21 protein-coding genes are annotated in these 19,851 nt (G+C 50.9%); 3 read left to right on the forward strand and 18 right to left on the reverse strand.

The genetic code is table 11. From position 1 onward, the window contains the following. Positions 1–12: 12 nt before the first annotated feature. Positions 13–1,443, forward strand: coding sequence for a PAS domain-containing protein (locus tag HZA49_00780; GenBank protein MBI5777976.1), 1,431 nt, complete (start codon positions 13–15; stop codon positions 1,441–1,443). A gap of 698 nt (positions 1,444–2,141) precedes the next feature. Here the strand turns inward: HZA49_00780 and HZA49_00785 are convergent. Further along, positions 2,142–2,393, reverse strand: coding sequence for a hypothetical protein (locus HZA49_00785; GenBank protein ID MBI5777977.1), 252 nt, complete (start codon positions 2,391–2,393; stop codon positions 2,142–2,144). A gap of 60 nt (positions 2,394–2,453) precedes the next feature. Between HZA49_00785 and HZA49_00790 the strand changes: the two genes are divergently transcribed. After that, entirely contained in the window at positions 2,454–3,146 is a 693-nt protein-coding gene (locus tag HZA49_00790) for a hypothetical protein (protein ID MBI5777978.1), read from the forward strand. Between the two features lie 121 nt (positions 3,147–3,267). Further along, on the forward strand, positions 3,268–4,320 hold the full coding sequence (locus HZA49_00795) for a hypothetical protein (GenBank protein MBI5777979.1): 1,053 nt from the start codon (positions 3,268–3,270) through the stop codon (positions 4,318–4,320). A gap of 79 nt (positions 4,321–4,399) precedes the next feature. On the opposite strand, the gene HZA49_00800 is transcribed toward HZA49_00795, so the two are convergent. The 17 genes from HZA49_00800 to HZA49_00880 form a co-directional block, all read right to left on the reverse strand. Next, positions 4,400–4,942 (reverse strand): HEAT repeat domain-containing protein, encoded by a 543-nt coding sequence (locus HZA49_00800; GenBank protein ID MBI5777980.1) that lies wholly within the window; start codon positions 4,940–4,942, stop codon positions 4,400–4,402. Next, the gene (locus tag HZA49_00805) at positions 4,939–5,973 is read right to left on the reverse strand and encodes a HEAT repeat domain-containing protein (GenBank protein ID MBI5777981.1); all 1,035 of its coding nucleotides are present in this window, start codon (positions 5,971–5,973) and stop codon (positions 4,939–4,941) included. Before HZA49_00805 ends, HZA49_00800 begins: the two co-directional genes overlap by 4 nt. Before the next feature lie 3 nt (positions 5,974–5,976). Next, positions 5,977–6,414: a hypothetical protein gene (locus HZA49_00810; protein ID MBI5777982.1), complete on the reverse strand. Its 438-nt coding sequence runs from the start codon at positions 6,412–6,414 to the stop codon at positions 5,977–5,979. Between the two features lie 142 nt (positions 6,415–6,556). Then, on the reverse strand, positions 6,557–7,207 hold the full coding sequence (locus HZA49_00815) for a YIP1 family protein (GenBank protein ID MBI5777983.1): 651 nt from the start codon (positions 7,205–7,207) through the stop codon (positions 6,557–6,559). Between the two features lie 157 nt (positions 7,208–7,364). Next, a complete protein-coding gene (locus HZA49_00820) occupies positions 7,365–7,844 on the reverse strand; it encodes a hypothetical protein (GenBank protein MBI5777984.1) in 480 nt (159 codons plus the stop codon). A 56-nt stretch (positions 7,845–7,900) separates the two neighbouring features. After that, entirely contained in the window at positions 7,901–9,319 is a 1,419-nt protein-coding gene (locus tag HZA49_00825) for a hypothetical protein (protein MBI5777985.1), read from the reverse strand. Next, positions 9,316–11,070 (reverse strand): phosphoenolpyruvate--protein phosphotransferase, encoded by a 1,755-nt coding sequence (ptsP, locus tag HZA49_00830; GenBank protein ID MBI5777986.1) that lies wholly within the window; start codon positions 11,068–11,070, stop codon positions 9,316–9,318. The genes HZA49_00825 and ptsP overlap by 4 nt, the downstream gene beginning before the upstream one ends. 5 nt (positions 11,071–11,075) lie before the next feature. Further along, positions 11,076–11,339: an HPr family phosphocarrier protein gene (locus HZA49_00835; protein ID MBI5777987.1), complete on the reverse strand. Its 264-nt coding sequence runs from the start codon at positions 11,337–11,339 to the stop codon at positions 11,076–11,078. Between the two features lies 1 nt (position 11,340). After that, positions 11,341–11,811 (reverse strand): PTS sugar transporter subunit IIA, encoded by a 471-nt coding sequence (locus tag HZA49_00840; protein MBI5777988.1) that lies wholly within the window; start codon positions 11,809–11,811, stop codon positions 11,341–11,343. Positions 11,812–11,826: 15 nt separating this feature from the next. Continuing rightward, complete coding sequence (raiA, locus tag HZA49_00845) at positions 11,827–12,180, reverse strand: ribosome-associated translation inhibitor RaiA (protein MBI5777989.1); 354 nt, start codon at positions 12,178–12,180, stop codon at positions 11,827–11,829. 3 nt (positions 12,181–12,183) lie between these two features. Continuing rightward, positions 12,184–12,948 (reverse strand): metallophosphoesterase, encoded by a 765-nt coding sequence (locus HZA49_00850; GenBank protein MBI5777990.1) that lies wholly within the window; start codon positions 12,946–12,948, stop codon positions 12,184–12,186. After that, positions 12,948–14,015, reverse strand: coding sequence for a type IV pilus twitching motility protein PilT (locus HZA49_00855; protein ID MBI5777991.1), 1,068 nt, complete (start codon positions 14,013–14,015; stop codon positions 12,948–12,950). The genes HZA49_00850 and HZA49_00855 overlap by 1 nt, the downstream gene beginning before the upstream one ends. Positions 14,016–14,017: 2 nt before the next feature. Then, positions 14,018–16,054, reverse strand: coding sequence for an elongation factor G (locus HZA49_00860; GenBank protein MBI5777992.1), 2,037 nt, complete (start codon positions 16,052–16,054; stop codon positions 14,018–14,020). A 228-nt stretch (positions 16,055–16,282) separates the two neighbouring features. Next, a complete protein-coding gene (locus HZA49_00865) occupies positions 16,283–17,419 on the reverse strand; it encodes a hypothetical protein (GenBank protein ID MBI5777993.1) in 1,137 nt (378 codons plus the stop codon). A gap of 202 nt (positions 17,420–17,621) precedes the next feature. Next, positions 17,622–18,251 carry a fibronectin type III domain-containing protein gene (locus tag HZA49_00870; protein MBI5777994.1) on the reverse strand — a complete coding sequence of 210 codons (630 nt, stop codon included), beginning with the start codon at positions 18,249–18,251 and terminating at the stop codon, positions 17,622–17,624. Positions 18,252–18,430: 179 nt separating this feature from the next. After that, positions 18,431–18,571, reverse strand: coding sequence for a hypothetical protein (locus tag HZA49_00875; protein MBI5777995.1), 141 nt, complete (start codon positions 18,569–18,571; stop codon positions 18,431–18,433). A gap of 506 nt (positions 18,572–19,077) precedes the next feature. Then, the coding region (locus HZA49_00880) for a hypothetical protein (protein ID MBI5777996.1) at positions 19,078–19,851 on the reverse strand (774 nt) is incomplete at its 5' end.

Below are 19,851 nucleotides of genomic sequence, written 5' to 3' on the forward strand. Positions count from 1 at the left end.
GGAATAAATCTTATGATTAAATCCACGCATCCGGATTGTTCCCGAAGAGGACTCACCGGCACGCGCAGTTATTTCAAGTATGTTCTGAATCATATCCGGGATGGAATGATGCTGGCTGACCCACAGGGCATCATTTGTGATGTTAACACCGCCTTTCTCACTATGACCAACGCCCGGCGCAAAGACGTCATCGGCCGCCATTGTTATGAAATCAACCCCCATCCCGATAAACACTGTGTTCTGAACCCGTCCGCTCACTGCCCGATAAACATTGTCATCAAGAATGGCCAGCCCGTGCGCACCGAACATACCCATTTTACCCCGGAAGGCAAGAAAATTTTCGTGGAGATGTACACCTTCCCGATTTATGACAGTTCCGGGAAAATACAATTAATGGCCGCTCTGTTCCATGACCTAACCGACCAGAGACAAGCCGAGGATGCCCTGCGTAGATTGACCGATTACCTGAGCAATATTGTAAACGGAATGGCGGAAAGCATTATGGTCACAGACCGCAATTATCTCATCAAGGATGTTAATGACCAACTGCTGAAATTGTATCAGACCACCCGCGATAAAGTCATCGGATTACCATGCTATAAAGTCAGCCGCGGTTATGAAAAACCCTGCCAGAATGTAGAGCCGGGACTGGTGTGCCCTCATACAGAAGTGTTTAAGACAGGCCGGACGGTAACCACCGAGCATATCCATCGTGATAGCTCTGGCAACCGGCTGATAGAAGAAACCTACAGCTTCCCTGTTTTTGGAGAGGGTGAAAAGGTGGACCTGATGGTGGATATATTCCACGATGTAACTGCCCGCAGACGGGCTGAGACGGATTTAAAACGGGCTTACCGGAAATTGCAGGAGGTTACCAAAAGCATCATTTACGGGATGGTCAAGTTGGTGCGGACCAAAGACCCGGCAACCGCGGCGCATCAGGAACGAACCTCACGAATTGCCCAATCCATCGGCCGCCAGATGAAACTATCGCCGGAACGGATTAAAGGCATCCAGGTGGCTTGCCGGCTCCACGATATCAGCAAGATATATATCCCGCCCGAGGTCTTGGATAAATGCGGGCATCTGACTAAAAAGGAGATGGGGCTCATCAAAACCCATCCGCAGGTGGCTTATGACATCCTGAAACTCATAGAATTCCCCTGGCCGGTGGCTGAAATAATCTACCAGCACCACGAGTGGTTTGACGGCTCGGGGTATCCGCGGGGCGTGTCGGGCAAACAGATTCCACTGGAGGCGCGGATACTTTCGGCGGCGGATGCGCTTGATGCGATGACTTCCCGGCGCGCTTATCACAAACCGTTGACGATGAATCAGGCGTTAAAAGAACTCGCCAGCTACCGCGGAATCCGTTACGACCCTGCGGTGGTTGACGCCTGCATTAAACTCTGTAAGAAAAAGGGATTTAATTACAGAACCTAACCGGCGGGACACGGAATCTGCCACCCAACTTCGTTGGGCGGGCCGCGCCTCTTTGGGCTCGTAATCCGGTAATCCGGGACAGGCCCCTCCAGCGGCCCCGCCTACGGCGGGGTAAACGGGCAGTCCCGACCCTGGGAAACCCAGTATCTAAGCCACTTTCGCTGCGTAGTCTCTACGAGTCTTACTGCGCGGGCGCGGTCTCACTAGAGTTCCGACCATTTTTTGTCAAAAAGTGACAATTTTTGTCACTTTCTGACACTTTTTGTCACTTCCCACGATGCCCGGAATCCGGCCTGCATGGCCGGATTCAGAACCTGTCTCCGCTATCCCTTGATTTATAAGGGGTTTAGGGCATCAGTCCGGATTTATTCCGTAAACCCCTTGTTTTGGCACAGGAATTGCTTGTAATATCAGTGCCGGGCGGGCCGGGCCTGCCCGGATGAATGGACCCAACTGGATTCCTGCTTTCGCTAACGCGGTCTCAGTAGAGTTCGCAGGAATGACAGATGGTGTTAAAATCGGTGCAAGCCCAACCGCACGCCTACTGCGCTTGACACAGCGGACGCGCCGCGACTTACCCCACGATAAGCCCTTGAATAGGGCAGTATTCCCGCCAGAGGCGGGTCTAACTCGCTGTAACGAGTAAACTCTAACAGCGAGTAAGAGGGATGGTTTTATGTTCGCGCAAGATTGCAGTTTCAATAGCGCAAGCCACAAGAGGTATACCGGTCACGTTCCTTAGTTTTCGGGCTGAAACCCGTTGGTTTCGGCTCAGGAATCATGAGTTTCGGCTCGGGAATCATGAGTTTCGGCTTGGGAATCGTGAGTCTCGGCTCGGGAATCGTGAGTTTCGGCTCGGGAATCATGAGTTTCGACTCGGGAATCATGAGTTTCAGCTCGGGAATCATGAGTTTCGGCTCGGGAATCATGAGTTTCGGCTCGAGAATCATGGTATATTAAGGTTATGCCACTAACTTTACGGTGATAACCTGTTAGATTGTGAGGTTTATATGAAAATCACTAGTCCATTTGGCAGAATACATCTAAGCGACGCCAAGTTCTATGGCCTGCAGGGTACTTATGTTACTCTGGCTGATGCCAACAAGGTGCTCTGGGGTCTGCCGCTGGCAGCGGTGGCCGCATTAGTGGCCCGCCGGGCGGAATATGAGCCGCTTTACCTGAAAATCCAGCAACTGAACGTCCGAACCAGGGCAGACGTGGCCGCGCATCGGGACAAGCGCCGGGTCTATGAAAAGGAGTTGCGGGAATTCCACAATGAGTGGATTGCCAACAACAGCGCCATACCGGCTGAACAGAAGATGATTCTGGGCGGACGGGAGCGCGACCTGGAGCCGTCACCGGGCGGGCCGATTGACGATGTGCCTTCTGTGAAGGTAGCCGGCGTCGGCGGCGGCACTATCAAGGTCTGGTGCAAGGTCACCGAGGATAAGACCCTGCCCAGCATGCATCCGGATGCCAATGTGGTGGAATACCGCTACATTTTGCTCGAGACCGGAGACGTGGCGCCCAGCGACCCGGAGGACTGCCCCAAGGGCGATAGCTCCAGCCGGGCCAGGTTCACCATCAAGGCCGGGGCCAAGAATGCCGGGAAACGTTTTTACGGATTCTTCAGGTGGGTCAATAACCACCGGCCCAGGCAGGAAGGGGACTGGACCAACGCCATCAGCGTGATTGTCGCTTAGAGCCAGTTAGCGACGCAGGAGCTTTACTGGGTCTTAGTCCCGGCAGTATTTGCCGGGAGTAAAAAATCCCCCCAGCCCCCCTTTTGCAAAGGGGGGTAAAGGGGGATTAGAAAGGTTTTTTATGTTAAAACCAAGCGAAGTAAAAACCGAGAACATCGCCAATAATGCGGTGACCACATCCAAGATAGAGGATGGGGCAGTGAACTCGGCTAAATTACGCGAGGGCGCGGTCAAGGCCGAGCATATCACGGCTAAGGCCGTGGGTCCGAGCGAATTGCAGGACAGAAGCGTGACTACGGCAAAGATTGCCAATAGCGCGGTGACCGAAGAGAAAATCGCATCCGGCGCGGTCACGACCGGAAAGATAGGGGAGTTGGCTGTAACCACCTCACGGTTGCAAGACCGGGGCGTCACGACCGAGAAACTGGCCAGCAACGCCGTGACAACACAGAAGATAGCCAATGGGGCGGTGACTCCGGCTAAACTCTCATTCACACCGCCGTCTGTGGCCCGGCCGATTACGCCCGCTGTGACGACCGAAGAAATAGCAGTAGGCGCAGTATCGGCTGACCGCCTCGCAGGAAGCGCTGTGACCGCAGAAAAAATAGCAGCGAACGCCGTTGAGACGGCCAAGATAAAAGACCAGGCCGTAACCGGGGCGAAAATCAAGGATTACGACATCGGCTATACCCAGATTGCCTCCAACAGCATCAATCGGGAAAAGATTATCAATGGCGAAATCCTGACCGAGAAAATCGCTAATGGGGCAGTAACCGCCGAAAAATTAGCCCCGGGCGTGGGCGGCGGGGACACGCTGACCATGTTCCCAACGCCACAGACCGCGCTGGACCAAGGCGGGATTATTGCCACGACCCAACCGGCCAGCGTTGACCTTTCCACAATTATCCCGGTAGGCACCAAAGGCGTCATTGTGTCAATCGCAGTCATCAACCAGAGTTATGCCAACGGCGGGATGATGGCCTATATTTTTAGGCAGTTGGGCGCGGAGTATGCCTTGCAGGTCATGGCTCCGCCTGCTAACGCTCCGGGGGTATCTAACGGCGGCTCGGTCCTGATGCCGGTGGCAACGGATAGGACACTGTTGTGGCAGGCATATGTGGCTGGGAATAATTCCACGGAGTTGGTGATTTACATACTGGGGTATGTGATGTGATAAAATCCCCCTCACCCTTCCCTCTCCCCAACGGGGAGAGTATAGGAGAGGGGGTTCTTTCTGTGCTTTGTGGTGAAGATTATTTTTGTTTGGCTTGTTCTATTTCCTCCGCCGGCACGCCGAGTTGTTTCAGTGCGGCTTCGGCTGATATTCGCACACCTTCATCTTTGTCATTAAGCAGTTCTTTTATTAGAGGAATAGATTCTTTATCGTTCAGTCTGCCGAGCGCATCAACAGCAACTCTGCGAATATAACTGTTTTTGTCTATTAAAAACTCTAATAAATATTGTTTCGCTTCTGGAATACGGTTGAACCATGTAAGCTGGCTTTGCCATGAAGGATCCCCGGAAATTATTGTAATAATATTACGTTTTTGTTTTTCGGTTAAGACCTCTTTTCCTTTTGATATAATTTCGCTTATTAATTCGGCAATATCATGATCGGTAAATTTATTTCTATTTTTATACTCAAGAGTTCGATCATCAACCGCCTTAAGTGTTATCTGTATAAGAAATTCATATTTATTTTGAAGGTCAATTTTAGCGGCATTTTGATACATCACCCCGGCGGCGGTAATCAGGGCGGCCAGGATTCCGAGAATAATTAATAGGGTGCGGGTCATTTTTTCTCCTTGTCTTTCTGAATATGTTTTTCCAGCCTATCAAAATGTTCCAAGGCCTCAGCGGCGTTTTTACGTACCGATTCGCTTTTATCAGTAAGCATCTCTTTTATCTTAGGTATGGATTCTTTATCGTTGAACATTACCAGCGCCTGAGTCGCATCAATTCGCATTCTTTCTGAGCTGTCATCAAGAAATTTGCGTATTGTAGGAATAGATTCTTTATCACGTAAGATAGTAAGCGAAGCAAGCGCACTCCTGCGTACCATATCAGAGTCGTCATTAAGCAATTTACGTATTTCAGGTATAGACTCTTCATCCCGTCCTTCGTAAGAAGAAAGGAAATCTATGGCCTCCCTTCGCACCGAGGCGTCTTTATCGTGCAGGAGCGGGCGCTGCTTGAGGATTTCATCCATTACTTTTAAGCCGGGAATCGTTACCTCGCCTTTTTCGTTCCGTAAGCATCTGGCTCTAAATTTGTAGTCCTTGCCTACAGCCTGTTCCCTGGGTTCATGGAAGAATTGAACCGGGCTGTGTACGTAGTATATAATTTCTTTTCCGGGTTGGATGGTTTGGGTGTTGGTGGTGAGTTCCTTGATTTTTATTCGTATAAACCAATCTTGTAGACTTCTTCGTGGACTATTCCAGGTGTCGATTTCTGTTACGGTTCCGGTGAAGTCAATTACTTCTGTTTTACTCTCCTTATCCTTTTCTGTCTCCTCCTTCCCGCTTGGGGCGGGACTCCGTTGCGACTCCGCCGGCAGGCCGAGGGGTTTAAATGCTTTTTTATAGATGGTATTACTTTCTTCTTCTGTGACTCCTGATTTAAGCAGATTATCCATTAAGTGGTGTTCATCTGCATAAAAACTGCCCCCACTATGTTCTCTGGTCTTATCCGTTAGCAAATCATAGAGCAATTTTTTCATCTGCGGGATAGATTTCTTCTCATGAATAGGATTGTGTTTGTACATAATCCCGGCGGCGGTAACGAGAGCGCAGGCGATTCCAATGAGAACTAAAAGAGTTCTGTTCATATTTTACTTATCCGAATATTTCCATTTTGTGATTTTCCGAGTCTCGGTACTGACATCAACTATTATGCATCCTCCGGTGTTTCTTTTAAACCGAAAATAATAGTAATTCTCGTTGTAAGCTTTATTGTGGATTACAGTATCTGCTTCTTTCAAAACGCCTTCGACACTGGATTTTTTACGGCCTGGTTTAAATATCTTTCCGGCTAAATCGTAGGCTTCCTTGACGTCTCCATCCTTAATACTTTTAAGAAATGATTGCTCTTTGGTGAATGGTAAAACCGGGAGTCCAATTTCTGTATTAGGGTCTTTTAGTTTTTCGACAAGTTCTTTTGTATTATGGATTTCGTCTGGGTTATGCTGAGGCTTTGGTTCGGAAGCGCATCCGGCGGCGGTAAGCAGGGCGGCCAGGATGCCGATTACGATCAATAGGGTCTTGGTCATATAGCTTAGAGCACATTCGCTACGCTCAGTGTAAACTCCGGGCGTATAGCGTAGAGTGGAAAAACTGTATGCTCTATGCTACTTGCTCTTTGCTTGCTTAATCTCCTTCGCCGGCTTCAGGATCCGGCGGTTAAATCTCCAATTAATGTCCCTGAAGAGCAAGGCCCATCATTACCGCAAATATCATGGCCAGGTACATGGCCATGGCACAACACATACCTAAAGCCAACGGGACCAGGTAAGCCAGGATGGCCTTGACGGTGGGAATCCGGTGGCTTTCCCTGAATCCGATGATGGTCAGGATTATGGCTCCGAGCATCGCGGCCCAGCCGCCGAAAAACGGTATCAGGTTGCCGATCGAGGCACTGCCGGTGGCATAGGCAATAGACCTGAAGGTGGCCTCGAACCCTTTCTTGTTACCCCCGAATATCATTAAGCTCAGGTGATACACGCCGGCCATGATAAAAATCGCTATGCTGGAGATAATAGGCGAGAGTATGACCATAGCCGCCAGAAACCCCATTATCGTAGCCAGCGGAAGCCAGCCGGCCTCGGTAAATGCCATTGGCAGGAAGACTATCAGGTATATGGGTACCAGCCATATGACGGCGGCCAGGGAGCCGATAAATCCGGTTATCAGGAAATAGAGATAGGGCCGGCCGATGCCGGCATCGGTCGGCATATTGGCGAAGAAGCGGATGGGATGGAAGGCGATTTCCTTCCAGGTGTTATAGAGGCGCCTGAAGAACGGGCCCTGGTCTTCCCAGAGCGGTTTGGGAAGTGAATCGTTCATTTTATTCTCCTTCCTTGGGCTGTGTTTTACCGGATTACAGGGCTGAGCGCCTTAGAGCGTTTTTCCGCTTTCCCAAGCACGCCCAGTCCATCATAATACATATTATCGGAAGTTAAATTATAGCGGACTAAGTGAGCCCGGGCGCGACCCTGGGCGTTTATTTTAACATCCGGTAGCCGATGATATTCCGGAACGGAACTTCCATAGTCTGGTTAGTCGGTGAGACCTCAACGATGACCTTGTCGCCCTGCTGAATCTTTTGCACGGTTCCGATGATTATCTGAACGTCTTCGTAGGGCTTGATGTAGATTACTATCGAGCGCCCGACCAGGCAGGCCGGCAGTATCAATCCGTCCTTGCCCAGTTCATCGGCCACGTTAGCCAGTTTGATTTCCACCTGCCGGACTGTCGCGGCCATGGATTCGTTCTTTTCCCGGGCCAGGATGAGGTCCGTATTGGCCTGTTCCAGCTGGAGTTTGGCCTTTGCGGCCTCTTCTTTTGCCCCGGCAATCTCGGTGTCCTTGCGGGCGAGTTCCTGCTTGGCGGATTCGGCCTCTTTTTCCAGTTTGGCTATCCGCTCTCCGCTGTCACAACCCATCAGGGCCACCAGGGCGACGATTAGCAATATTTTCTTCATTCTATCATCCTTTCTATTAGATTCCCGCCTACGCGGGAATGACCACTTAAGCGTGGTCACTTATACACAACGCTGATGTCGTTCATGGCCCCCCAGCAGCGTTTGCAGAGGTTCTTGTTAGAAATCCCTTCGCCGTTGCAGGTGGCGCAGGGGGTGGATTTACGTTCTATGACATACATATACCGTTCGGCAAACAGCGCCTCCAGGAAGGTCTCTTTCTGCGCCTCATTGGCTTTTGCCCACCATTGCTCCGGGGCGATTAATTCGTTTTTCTGGACCGCCTTATCCCGGGCATCGGCAACGGCTTTTACCCGTTTTTGGTATTTGGCATATTCCTCGGGCGACATGGAAGCCGGCGGCGCCTGTTCCTCGGCGCTGATAATCCACGAGCCCTCGCCGTAAGACGCCTCGTACTTGGGCAGGTCGGCGTATTTTCCCGGCGAACGGTCGTTGATGATGGCGGTGATTCTTTCTTCAGTCATCTTGGTGTCCTTGACCAGTTTATCAACTATGAGCTTAAAAAGCATGGTGTTAACATAGGCATTGGCATCCTGGTAGGTCAAATCCTGCCCGCTGGTCTTCTTGACGAGCGCTTTCATGCTGGCGTAGTATTGCTGGGCGATTTTCTTTGCGGAGTCCTTCTGGGATTTGTCGTCCAGTGTCTTCTCGGCCTCGCGGAGCTTGTCCTCCAGGCGCCGGATTGATTTTTCGGTTTCGGCCGAAAGCGGACTGCCCTCTTTGCGCCATTCGGCCAGCAGGTTTTTCGCCTGTTCGAGTGACTTGGCGTCTTTATTGGCTATCAGGCCTTCTATTTCCGTTTCCCGGGAACGGCTGACATCCTGGTCCAGTTCGGCGATTTTCTGGGCGGCCCGGGCCTTGTAGGAATCAGCCAGTTCGGCGGCCTTGCGATAATGCTCCCGGGCCTTGTCATAGAGCTTTAAAAAAGTCTTGCAATACTCGGCCAGCTCGAAATTATCCGACGCCTTCTTGGGGTCGGCTGTCTTTGCCCTTTCGACATACCATTCCTGGGCGGTGTATACCTTGAGGGGATTTATCTTCACCGGGTCGACGCGCACGGCATCGCTGAGAACCACATTTTTTATGCCGGTTAACGTTTTTAGCCTGAGCTGGGCGGCGCTCTTTTCGACTGTCACGCCCTCGTATATCTGGCCGCTTTTGAGGTAGACCCGGGTGGCGTCGATATTATAGGAATCGCCGGCCAGCGAGGAAATCGCCAGCATTTTTTTCATCCGGTCGGCTTCCGCGCTGCTGAGATGCTGCCACTTGAGGCGGACAATCCCGTTATCCGGCCAGGATTTCAGTTCAAATCCCTGGTCGTCGGACGAGATGATTTCCCCGGTCAGGTATGAACCGTTCTTGAGTTCAACAGTGAGCGGCCATGCCGGTCCGGCGGCCAGGAATACCAGAACGGCGACCGTAATAAAAACGATGGCAATATTTTTGTTCGGCATCATTCAAATAATTGCGGCGCGATATTGCGCGTGTAATTTTTCAGGTACTTTTCGATTTCCGCCACCGAATCAAAAGCGAATATATTATCGACGATTTTTTTCGCCTCGTCAAGGGTTATCGACCTAATAATTTTCTTTATTTCCGGAATCACGACCGGTGAAACGCTGAATTCCCTCAATCCCATGCCGAGCAGGAGAACCGTGTAAATCCAGTCCCCGGCCATCTCCCCGCACATGGAGACCGGTTTATTGTGCTTTCTGCCCTGGTCAATGACATACTTTATCAGCCGGAGAACGGCCGGATGGGAAGGCTGGTATAAATAGCCGACCTTTTCGTTGGTCCGGTCCACGGCCAGGGTGTATTGAATCAGGTCGTTGGTGCCGATGCTGCAGAAATCGACTTCGCGCATCAGGATATCGGCCATTATCGCCGCCGAAGGTATTTCGATCATCACCCCAACTTTGATATTTTCATCGAAGGGAATCCTTCTCTTGCGCAAGTCGGCTTTTACCTGTTCCAGGATATCCTTGGCCTGCCTGATTTCGTCGATGGTTGAGACCATCGGGAACATGATATTGACGTTTCCGTAACGGGACGCCCGGAGTATCCCGCGCAATTGGGCCTTGAAGACCGGCACGTTCTGGAGCGACAGCCGGATGGCCCGGCATCCCAGAAACGGGTTCTTTTCCATGGAAATAACGCCGTCTACCGGGCCTAATTTGTCGCCGCCGATATCCAATGTCCGGATGGTTAATTTCCGGTTTTTCAGCACGGTGGCGATTTTCTTGTATATCTCAAAATGTTCTTTTTCGGACGGCAATAAATAAGAGTCGGAATAGAGCCATTCGGTCCGGAATAATCCGATGCCATCGGCCTTGTATTGCATCACCGTCGCGGTTTCCTCGGGCAATTCGATATTGGCGTAGAGCATTATCTCATGGCCGTCTTTTGTTTTGGTCGGAAGGTTTCTCGTTTCGGAGAGCAGTTTTTTCTCGTAGAAGGCGAAATTCCGCCCGATGACGGAGTATTTTTTAATGGTTTCTTTGTCGGGATTGATAATAATAATGCCGCTGTTGCCGTCGACGATAAGCAAATCGCCCGAGGCGACATCCAGGGTGATGTTATTAAGCGCCACCACTGCCGGGATGCCCATGGCCCGGGCGATGATGGCCGTATGCGAGGTCCGGCCGCCTTTATCCGTGGTGAATCCCTTTATTTTTGACTTGTCGAGCGTCGCGGTCTCGCTGGGCGTCAAATCCTGGCTGACAATGATGACGGGCTCCTTGAGCCGGCTGATGCCGGTAATCTTGTCATGCAACAGGTTGCGGATAATCCTTTTTTCGATGTCGTAGATGTCATTTACCCGACTGCCCCAAAAAGAGTCCGTCTTATCGCTTGAAGTCAGCGCCTTGACGTATTTTTTAAGAACCTTGGAAACGGAATATTCGGCCGTGTAGCGGTCGGTTCTAATGAGGCCGGTAATCTGCGATTTCAGGTAATTATCCTGGAGGATTTTAATATGCGCCTCAATAATCGGGGCGGCTTCCCGGGTAATCTTCCTTTTCAGGTGCTTGACGATGGTTCCCAATTCGGCGATTGAATCGCTGAAGGCCTTTTCCAGTTTCAGTATTTCCTCGGCGGTATCTTCAGACGGAATCTGCCGCATGGGTATGGGGTATTCCGAAGCGTCCAGCAATAACGCCTTGGCGATAACTATGCCCGGCGATACGGCAATCCCCTTCTTGATTTGCATACAGGTTAATCTTCCGAGAATTTGGAGTTTACCAGGGCCTCCAGGGCATCAAGCGCCTTGGCTTCGTCGGCGCCTTCCGCCTTTATGGTTATTTTAGTCCCTTCGCCTGCGGCCAAAGTCAGCAATTCCATAATGCTTTTGGCGTTGACCTCAATTCCATCCTTGATAAATACCACATTCGCCTGGAATTTATTGGACGTCTCTGCAATCTGGGCAGCAGGCCGGACGTGAATACCCGATTTATTGGAAATCCTTACTATTCTCTCCAATTTAGTTCAACACCTCATCAAACTCTTTAAATAAGCCGTAGATCTCGGCAGTGTCTTTGGCATCCCTGAGAAACTTGCAAAAATTAGGCTGTTTAGTCGCCTGGGAAATCCGTCTTAACACCTGGAGATTGGCTTCCGGATCATCCATCGGAGCCAGAATAAGGAAAATAATATGCACCAGCTCGCCGTCAATCGCGTTGAAATCAATGCCGGCCGGAGAACGCCCGAATGCCCCGATAACCGATTTCAAACCCTCTATTTTCACATGCGGAACCGCGATACTGTTGCCGATGCCGGTGCTGCCGATCTTTTCCCGTTTCATCAGCAGGTCCACCACTTCCGCCACTTTTACCTTTTCAGACCGGTGCGCGTTTTTTACGGTTTCCACCAATTCCACAATCGCGCCTTTTTTATCGGCGCTTTTCAACGCCTTGACAATCGATGATTTCGCGATGAAGTCACAAAGTTTCATTTTGTTTATCTTTCTCTAATACCAGTCTTCCGGCTCTAGTCCGCTGTCCTTTTTAAGTGAAGGCGCAGAATGATAATGAGGTTGTTTGGTCTTCTCCTTTAATTTAACCAACTGTTTCTCTATTTTATCAACGATGCTGTTTATGGCCGACATGTGATTATAATCGGATATTTTTGAAACCAGCTTCTTGCCGCGAACCACCGAAACTATCGCTTCTATGACAAACTTGCTCTTGTCGTGGTCCAGGATAACCTCAACATGCTTGATTTGGTCAAAATACCGCTCAAGTAAATCGAATTTGCCCTGAAGATACTCTTTGACATCCTTGGTGATTTTTATATGCCTGGCGGTGATTTTAATATCGCCCATTATTTATTTCCCCACTTCCAACCTTTCCCCAAAATACTGACTCAGGGCATTGGTTTTATTTATCTTCTCTTTGGTAATATTGTAATCGTAAGGTATTCGGTGATAGGTTATTTTATCATTATCCATGGTTACATAACAACTGCGATTATCGCCGTCCCGGGGCTGCCCGACCGACCCGACATTAATAATATACTTCTTATTGCTGCCGAATTCAAACGTATAATTGAAATCCGGCGGCTTCAGGAAGCGGAATTCTTCGGTAATCACACCAGGTTGGTGCGTATGGCCGACAAAGCAGAGCCGCGGGAACATCTCGAAAATCTGCTGCAATTTCCTGGGCGGGCCGCTCCAGGTTTGCTCCGTGTCGCTTTCCAGAATGTATTCGGTGGTTGGGTCGCGCGGCGAACCGTGCACATACAAAATATCCTTGTCCAGATAGGTGGTTGGCAGATTGGCGATAAAATCCCAGCGCCCCTTTGCGCCGCTGGAAGCCAACCAGCCGGGCTTTAATTGTTTCCTGGTCCATTCTATGGCGTCTCTCGCATCCGCCGTAAAACCGATTGCGCCCTGCAACAGCGCCTCATCGTGGTTACCCATCAGCACCAGCTTGCAATTTCTTATCAAATTTATGCATTCCGCCGGATTTGACGAATAGCCGACGATATCGCCCAGGCAGATTATCTCGGTGATGCCCTTCTGCTTAATATCGTTGAGAACGCTGGTCAGCGCTTCCAGGTTCGAGTGAATATCAGATATTAACGCTATCATTATTGTCCTTTTTCAAAGATGCGTTTCAGGTCATCCGGATCTGAAGTATACATCATTGCCGTATCGTAGGTAATCTGCCGGGCTTTATAAAGATCGTGTAACGCCTGGTTCATGGTCTTCATGCCGATTTTCCCGCCGGTTTGGATTGATGAATACACCTGATGGACTTTGCTATCGCGGATATTGGCCCGGATAGCCGGCGTGGCAATCATAATCTCGGACGCCAGCACCCGCCCTTTGCCTTCTGCTTTAGGCAACAGCTGCTGTGAAAAAACCGACTGCAATGTAAATGACAGCTGGGTCCTGACCTGTTGCTGTTGATGGGATGGGAAGATGTCTATGATACGGTTTATGGTCTGGACGCAGTCCGAGGTATGCAGGGTCCCGAATACCAAGTGCCCGGTTTCCGATATGGTCAATGCCGCCTCGGTTGTCTCCAAGTCGCGCATTTCGCCGATCAGAACCACGTCCGGGTCCTGCCTCAAAGCCCTTTTAAGGGCGCTTCCAAAATTATGAGTATCAGTCCCTACTTCCCGGTGATTTACCAGACAGCTCTTGTGTTTATGGAGGAACTCCACCGGGTCTTCGACGGTGAGAATATGCCCCTTGTAAGTGGTGTTGATAAAGTCAATCATGGCCGCCAGGGTCGTGGATTTCCCGCTGCCGGTCGCGCCGGTAATCAATACCAGCCCTTTTAGGGTATTGCAAAGTTCTTCGCAGGTCTTGCGTGGCAATCCCAATTGTTCGAAGGTTTTAATCTGATACGGGATTAATCTCATCACCGCGCCGACCGCGCCGCGTTGCTTGAAAACATTGGTCCTGAATCTCCCGATGCTTTCAATACCGAACGACATATCCAATTCCAATTCCTTCTCAAACTTGGAAATCTGGTTGGTATTCAGGAGGCCATAAATCAACCTTTGGGTATCGTCTCCGTTCATAACCTCGTGCTCGGTGTTAGCTAATTGGCCGTCGACCCGGATACGCGGAGGCACCCCGGCTGTAATATGCAAATCAGAGCCGCCTTTTTTCACCAACAGTAACAGCAGTTCTTCTAATGAAACCATTTCTATTCCTCCTCTTTTTCTTCGTGAGGTTTGCTCTTGGCAACGATTGCTTCCTGCACCTTGTGCGGCACCGCGTCATAATGCGATAATTCGATTGAATAATGCGCCTCCCCGGCCGTAATCGAGCGCAGTTCCGTCGAATAATTGGCAATTTCTCCCAACGGTATCGTGGCCTTTATTATCTGCTGGCCGCCGGAAGTATCCATCCCGGTAATCCGGCCGCGCCGGGAGTTTAAATCACCGGTAATATCGCCCATATATTTTGAGGGCGTGTTTACCTCTATATTCACAATCGGTTCCAGCAGCACCGGCTTGCCCAGCATAAATGCGGCCTTGAATGCCTTTGAACCGGCGATCTTAAATGCCGCTTCAGACGAATCCACTTCGTGATACGAGCCGTCATAGACCGTCACCTGGACATCCACCACCGGATATCCGGCAATGACGCCTTTATCCATTACGTCAACAACGCCTTTTTCAATGGCCGGCAGATACTGGCTCGGGATGGAACCGCCGAATATCTCATCGACGAACTTGAATCCATCGCTTCTGGGCAGCGGTTCCAGCCGCATATAGACCTCGCCATACTGTCCCCGGCCGCCGCTTTGTTTCTTATGCTTATGCGAGGCCGCGCTCTTGGCCAGAATCGTCTCCTTATACGGTATTTTGGGCTGCTTGGTGTTTAACTGGACATCATATTTATTCTTTAGGCGGTTGAGCAGGACATCAATATGCAAACTGCTCATGCCGGTAATCACCAATTCATGGGTCTGCCGGTCGCGGATTAGCTTGAATGCCGGGTCTGATTGCGACATCTTATGAAGCGCCACGCTCAATCTCTGTTCATCGCCCTTGCTCTTGGGCTCGGCGGCCAGCGAAACCATCGGCTGCGGGAACTTGACCTCCGGGAACCGAAATGATTTCTCAACGGTAAAGACCGTATCGCCGATATTCACATCTTCTAACTTGGGAATAACCACAATGTCGCCGCAGAACGCCTTGTCAACCGGCCGCTGTTCCTTGCCGAAGACCTTGAACATCTTCATAAAACGTTCTGATTTCCTGGTGCGCGGGTTATACAACGAACCGTTGGCATCCAAACTGCCGGAATATAACCGCAGATAGGACAGCCGGCCCACGAACGGGTCGCTGATGCACTTAAACATGTAGGCGCTGAAGACTCCCCCTTCAGTCGGCTGGAAATTCTCTTCCGTCTTGTCATCCTTAGCGGTGCTGAACGCCGTTTTGGCTCCCCTATCCACCGGAGACGGCAGGTATTTCACGATGAAATCAAGCAGTTCATCCACCCCGACATCCTTTTTCATAGACGTGGCCAGCACCGGAATAACCTTGCCCTTCAGGATGGCCAGCCGGAACGCCTCGGTAATTTCCGCCTCGCTGATGTCCTTGCCGTCTAAATATTTATTCAGCAGGGTATCGTTCACCTCCACCACTGCTTCTATCAATTGGTCTCTCAGCTTCTTCAATTCCGGCGCCAGCTTCTCGGGATTGTCAATCAGATTACTGACCGACTTCAAATCGCCGCCGATGCCGACCGGATTGTTAACCAGCAGGCAATTATCCCCGAACACCTCCCGGACCGAGGTCAGTATCTCATCAAAATTAAGATTCGGCGTATCCAGCTTGGTAACAATAATAGCTTTGGGAATATTAAGATGAGTGGCGTGTTCCCACATCTTACGGGTATTGACCATAATTCCTGAAGAGGCGTTTATGGCCACGAATGCCGCGTCAGCCGCGGATAAGCCCGAAATCGCCTCGGCCGCAAAATCAGGATATCCGGGGGTATCAATGATATTAAGATTTTTGTCCTTCCATTTGCAATAGGCCAGGCCACAGTCAATGGAATGCTTGCGTTCCTTCTCATCCGGCTCGTAATCGCAGACTGCGGTGCCTTCGGCCACCTCACCCAGTCGGGTTGTCGCCTTGGCTTTGAAAAGCATCAGTTCAACCAGGGATGTCTTGCCGGAATCGCCATGCCCGATGAAGGCGATATTTCGGGTGTCTTCAACTTTCATCTGGTTATCTTTCTATGATTATAAATACGCATAGATTGAGAACCCCATACTACTAAAGTTATATTCAAGGTCAAGTTTTTATTATGAATATTTACAAATCAGGAGCGGCATGTTTTTCCCTACCCCGCTTGTTTACACTGAGCGAAGCGAACACAAAATAAATCCCCCTCTTATCCCCCTTTTGCAAAGGGGGAGGAAGGGGGATTAGAAAGATATGAGAGAACTACATTATACAATATAACCAACTACAGTTACCCAAAGTGTCAGAGTAGCACTCCACGGTCCTCCGACACTTTCCAACGCGTACTCTATGCTGGGCGTACCAACAACCAGTGGGACAATCCCCTGATTGGCCATCTGGGAATTGGCGCCCGAAACAATGCCCACGCCCAGCGCATCGCGCTGGTCCGCATTGGTCCTGACCCGGAAGAACGCCCGACCGTTGGCAAATGACTGGTTAAACACGCCCAGTTGCAGAATCACGCCCTTGGCTGTGGCCGGCACCCAGGGACTCAAATCAAAGACCGTGTAAGGGATATCAGCACTGATGTTAGTCAGGTAAAGCACATCAGCCGAACTGCGCGGGTTGCCGGACTGGCCCTCCGCGCCCCAGACGAATCTGTCGCCGCCTACGCCCGGCGCCAACTTGTCTTGTGTCACCGCCCCGTTAGAGATTTTATCAGTCGTTACTGCGTTGGCCGCGATTTCTCCTGAAGCCAGCGGCGGCGTCAGCGGTCTGGTCGGCACGGAGAACGATAACTTGACCGGGGTGACTGACGCATCAGCAATCTCGGCTGTAGCCAGCGGCGGCGTTATCGGCCGGGAAATAGCCGGCGGGGTAAAAGCCAGTTTCTCCAACGTGATAGCCCGGTCAAGGATTTTGGCCGTACTGACGGCGTTGTTGGCGATTTTGGGCGTGGTGATGCTGTTGTCCGCCAGTTTAGAGGAAGTCACCTGTTGCTCGCCTATTTTGGCCGCGTTGACTGCCCCGGCGGCGATTTTAGCCCCGGTGACACAACCGTCCCGCAGGTCGGGCGTGTTTACCTCCAGGTCCTTGATTTTCGCCGCGCTGACCGACGCATCGGCAATCTTCTCGGCGGTCACCGCGCCGTTGGCAATCTTAACAGTCGTTACCGCGTTAGCCGCAATCTTGGGCGTGGTCACCGCGGCGTCCTTTAATTTGCCGGCGCTGACCTGCAATGCGCCGATTTTATTGGTAGTCACTGCCCCGTTTTTGAGCTTGGCGGTTTCTACGCTGTCTGATACTAACTTGCTGCTGTCAACTGCGCCGGCCGCAATCTTCGGACCGGTCACGGCTCCGGGGGCGATGGTGATGGTGGTTACTTCGTTTGGTTGTAATGGCATAAAATCCTCTCTTAGAGCCAGTTAGAGCATAGCGAGTTACTGGCTCTTAGACCCCGCCGAATGGCGGGGCTGATGTTATCCCGCTAAAGCGGGATTACAATAGGTTACAAAGGGTTACAAAAGGTTACGGCTTGCACTGAGCAAAGCGAATGTGTAACCCCTTGTAACTTCTTGTAACTTTTGTAACCTCTTGTAACCTTTTTTATGGCGCGTATTTGGCCGCCGGGTCGCTAAAGTCACCCTGTCCGGCCGCGCCGACCGCGGCTACCCGGAACCAGTATTTAGTGCCGCTGGTCAGGCCGGTGATGGCGGTGAATGACTCGGTGGAATTCCTCTTGAACGCCCAGCTATCCGGCACATTCGGGTCGGTGGTCATCTGGATGAGGTAACTTTTTGCCCCGTACACCGGCTTCCAGTTTAGGTCAATCTCGCCGTCTCCGCCGCCGACCTCGGCATATAAGTCTGTGGGCGCGAGCAATTGCCCGACCGGCGCGCCTGTATCCTTAACCGACATCCCGGAGGACAGGATTTTGGCGACATCGCCGGCCGAGATATTTTCCACATAGAGCGCGGCCTGGGTCAATACCAGGTCCAACGCCTTGGCCGCGTCGTCCAGCAGTTCAGTGGCGGTTTTGGCCGCCGTGCGCGTCGCCTCGGCGTTACCTACGGCGGTTTCCGCCGCGGTAATCTTGGCGGTGATGCCTACCAGGGCCGGCACCGGCGTGGTGAAATTCGGATTCCCGGTCATCTGAACCACGACATTTTTCCCAAATTTAATCCTGTCTCCAACGGTCATACCCTTGAGCCCTAACTTTACTTTTGCGATTGCCATACCTTTACCCTCTCTTTCTTACGGACTGTTAGACAACCCCCTTTTATTCCCCCTTTGTTAAGGGGGATTCAGGGGGTTGTTGTTACAGCCAGTTAGACCCGCCTCAGGCGGGTTCTTTCTTATAACTCCATATAATACTAATGTTATATCACCAAGCGGTGACTTTGCCCCATGTCGGATTACTCCAATCCTATATCGGAATGCTCCAATCCCATATCGGAATGCTCCAATCCCATATCGGAATACTCCAATCCCATACCGGAATGCTCCAATCCCATATCGGAATGCTCCAATCCCATATCGGAATGCTCCAATCCCATATCGGATTACTCTATCCGATATCGGAATGCTCCAATCCCATATCGGAATGTTCCAATCCCATATCGGATTACTCCAATCCTATATCGGAAAATGACTGCATTTCACCTCCTTTCTGATGAGTAGAATAGCTGAAAAGGGGAATGGATTTTCGGGCATATTATCTCCTATACCCGCCCGTACGCCCTATTAAAATGGGCGACCGTAGGGTCGGGCGAGTTATGGCGCCAGAGGCGCCAGTCCTAAGGAACTATTTAGCCCGCGCTGGAAACATCACGATGCAAAACTTGATGCAAAACTTATCCCGACAAGTAGTCGGGATAAGAGCCAGTAAAGTCCCCCGACCCCGAATGCTTTCGGGGCGGGGTCCTAACTAGCTCTAAGCAGCTCAAACTTGTTGCAAAACCACGTCGTCAAAACACTTTGCGGGTGTTAGTAAAAATCACTTAATTCGTATGTGTCTGCCCCGTCGTATGACGGGGTCCCCGGATCCCAACTGCCTCTAACATTACCGCCAGTACCGGGCTACGGCAAAACCAGCATTCACGCCGTTCTCAGCATATCCGGCTGCGACAATCTTCCCATCGGCCTGCACAGCCACAGCTTTGGCATAGGAATAACTGCTTCCAATCGTGGTGGTTATTATGCCGTCCGTGTCAAAGCCGGTATCAAGTGTCCCGTTGGTATTATACCGGGCCAGGGTAGAATCATCATACAGGCCATTATAAGCATATCCGGCTACCACAATCTTACCATCGGCCTGAACTGCTATCGCACGGGCATAGGACAGGATTCCAATAGTGGTGGTGACTATGCCGTCCGTGTCAAAGGTAGTATCCAGGGCCCCGTTGGTATTATACCGGGCCAGGGTAAAGATATCGCTAACGCCGCTATATGAATACCCGGCTATGACTATCTTACCGTCCGGTTGAAGGGCCATGGTATATGATTCAGCGTTACTACTTCCAATAGTGGTGGTGACTACGCCGTCCGTGTCAAAGGCGGTATCCAGAGAGCCGTTGGTATTGTACCGAACTATGGTAAATGAATAGTTACCGGTGGTATCTGACAGGCCGGCAATGAGTATCTTTCCGTCCGGCTGGAGCGCTATGGCATATGCGTAATCACTCCCGCCACTCGAAATAGTCGTTGTGACCACGCCATCAGTATCAAAGGTCGTGTCAAGCGAGCCGTTTACGTCATAACGGACCAGGGCGATATCAATGTCAGCACCGTTATAGAAATATCCGGCTGCGACAATCTTACCGTCCGGTTGAAGGGC

This window comes from Planctomycetota bacterium, assembly GCA_016235865.1.
GTDB lineage: Bacteria > Planctomycetota > MHYJ01 > JACQXL01 > JACQXL01 > JACRIK01.

Coding starts and splice junctions, on each gene's coding strand:
- HZA49_00780 (MBI5777976.1), top strand. CDS start 13: ATGATTAAATCCACGCATCCGGATTGTTCCCGAAGAGGACTCACCGGC.
- HZA49_00785 (MBI5777977.1), bottom strand. CDS start 2,393: ATGATTCTCGAGCCGAAACTCATGATTCCCGAGCCGAAACTCATGATT.
- HZA49_00790 (MBI5777978.1), top strand. CDS start 2,454: ATGAAAATCACTAGTCCATTTGGCAGAATACATCTAAGCGACGCCAAG.
- HZA49_00795 (MBI5777979.1), top strand. CDS start 3,268: ATGTTAAAACCAAGCGAAGTAAAAACCGAGAACATCGCCAATAATGCG.
- HZA49_00800 (MBI5777980.1), bottom strand. CDS start 4,942: ATGACCCGCACCCTATTAATTATTCTCGGAATCCTGGCCGCCCTGATT.
- HZA49_00805 (MBI5777981.1), bottom strand. CDS start 5,973: ATGAACAGAACTCTTTTAGTTCTCATTGGAATCGCCTGCGCTCTCGTT.
- HZA49_00810 (MBI5777982.1), bottom strand. CDS start 6,414: ATGACCAAGACCCTATTGATCGTAATCGGCATCCTGGCCGCCCTGCTT.
- HZA49_00815 (MBI5777983.1), bottom strand. CDS start 7,207: ATGAACGATTCACTTCCCAAACCGCTCTGGGAAGACCAGGGCCCGTTC.
- HZA49_00820 (MBI5777984.1), bottom strand. CDS start 7,844: ATGAAGAAAATATTGCTAATCGTCGCCCTGGTGGCCCTGATGGGTTGT.
- HZA49_00825 (MBI5777985.1), bottom strand. CDS start 9,319: ATGATGCCGAACAAAAATATTGCCATCGTTTTTATTACGGTCGCCGTT.
- ptsP (MBI5777986.1), bottom strand. CDS start 11,070: ATGCAAATCAAGAAGGGGATTGCCGTATCGCCGGGCATAGTTATCGCC.
- HZA49_00840 (MBI5777988.1), bottom strand. CDS start 11,811: ATGAAACTTTGTGACTTCATCGCGAAATCATCGATTGTCAAGGCGTTG.
- raiA (MBI5777989.1), bottom strand. CDS start 12,180: ATGGGCGATATTAAAATCACCGCCAGGCATATAAAAATCACCAAGGAT.
- HZA49_00850 (MBI5777990.1), bottom strand. CDS start 12,948: ATGATAGCGTTAATATCTGATATTCACTCGAACCTGGAAGCGCTGACC.
- HZA49_00855 (MBI5777991.1), bottom strand. CDS start 14,015: ATGGTTTCATTAGAAGAACTGCTGTTACTGTTGGTGAAAAAAGGCGGC.
- HZA49_00860 (MBI5777992.1), bottom strand. CDS start 16,054: ATGAAAGTTGAAGACACCCGAAATATCGCCTTCATCGGGCATGGCGAT.
- HZA49_00865 (MBI5777993.1), bottom strand. CDS start 17,419: ATGCCATTACAACCAAACGAAGTAACCACCATCACCATCGCCCCCGGA.
- HZA49_00870 (MBI5777994.1), bottom strand. CDS start 18,251: ATGGCAATCGCAAAAGTAAAGTTAGGGCTCAAGGGTATGACCGTTGGA.
- HZA49_00875 (MBI5777995.1), bottom strand. CDS start 18,571: ATGGGATTGGAGCATTCCGATATGGGATTGGAGCATTCCGATATGGGA.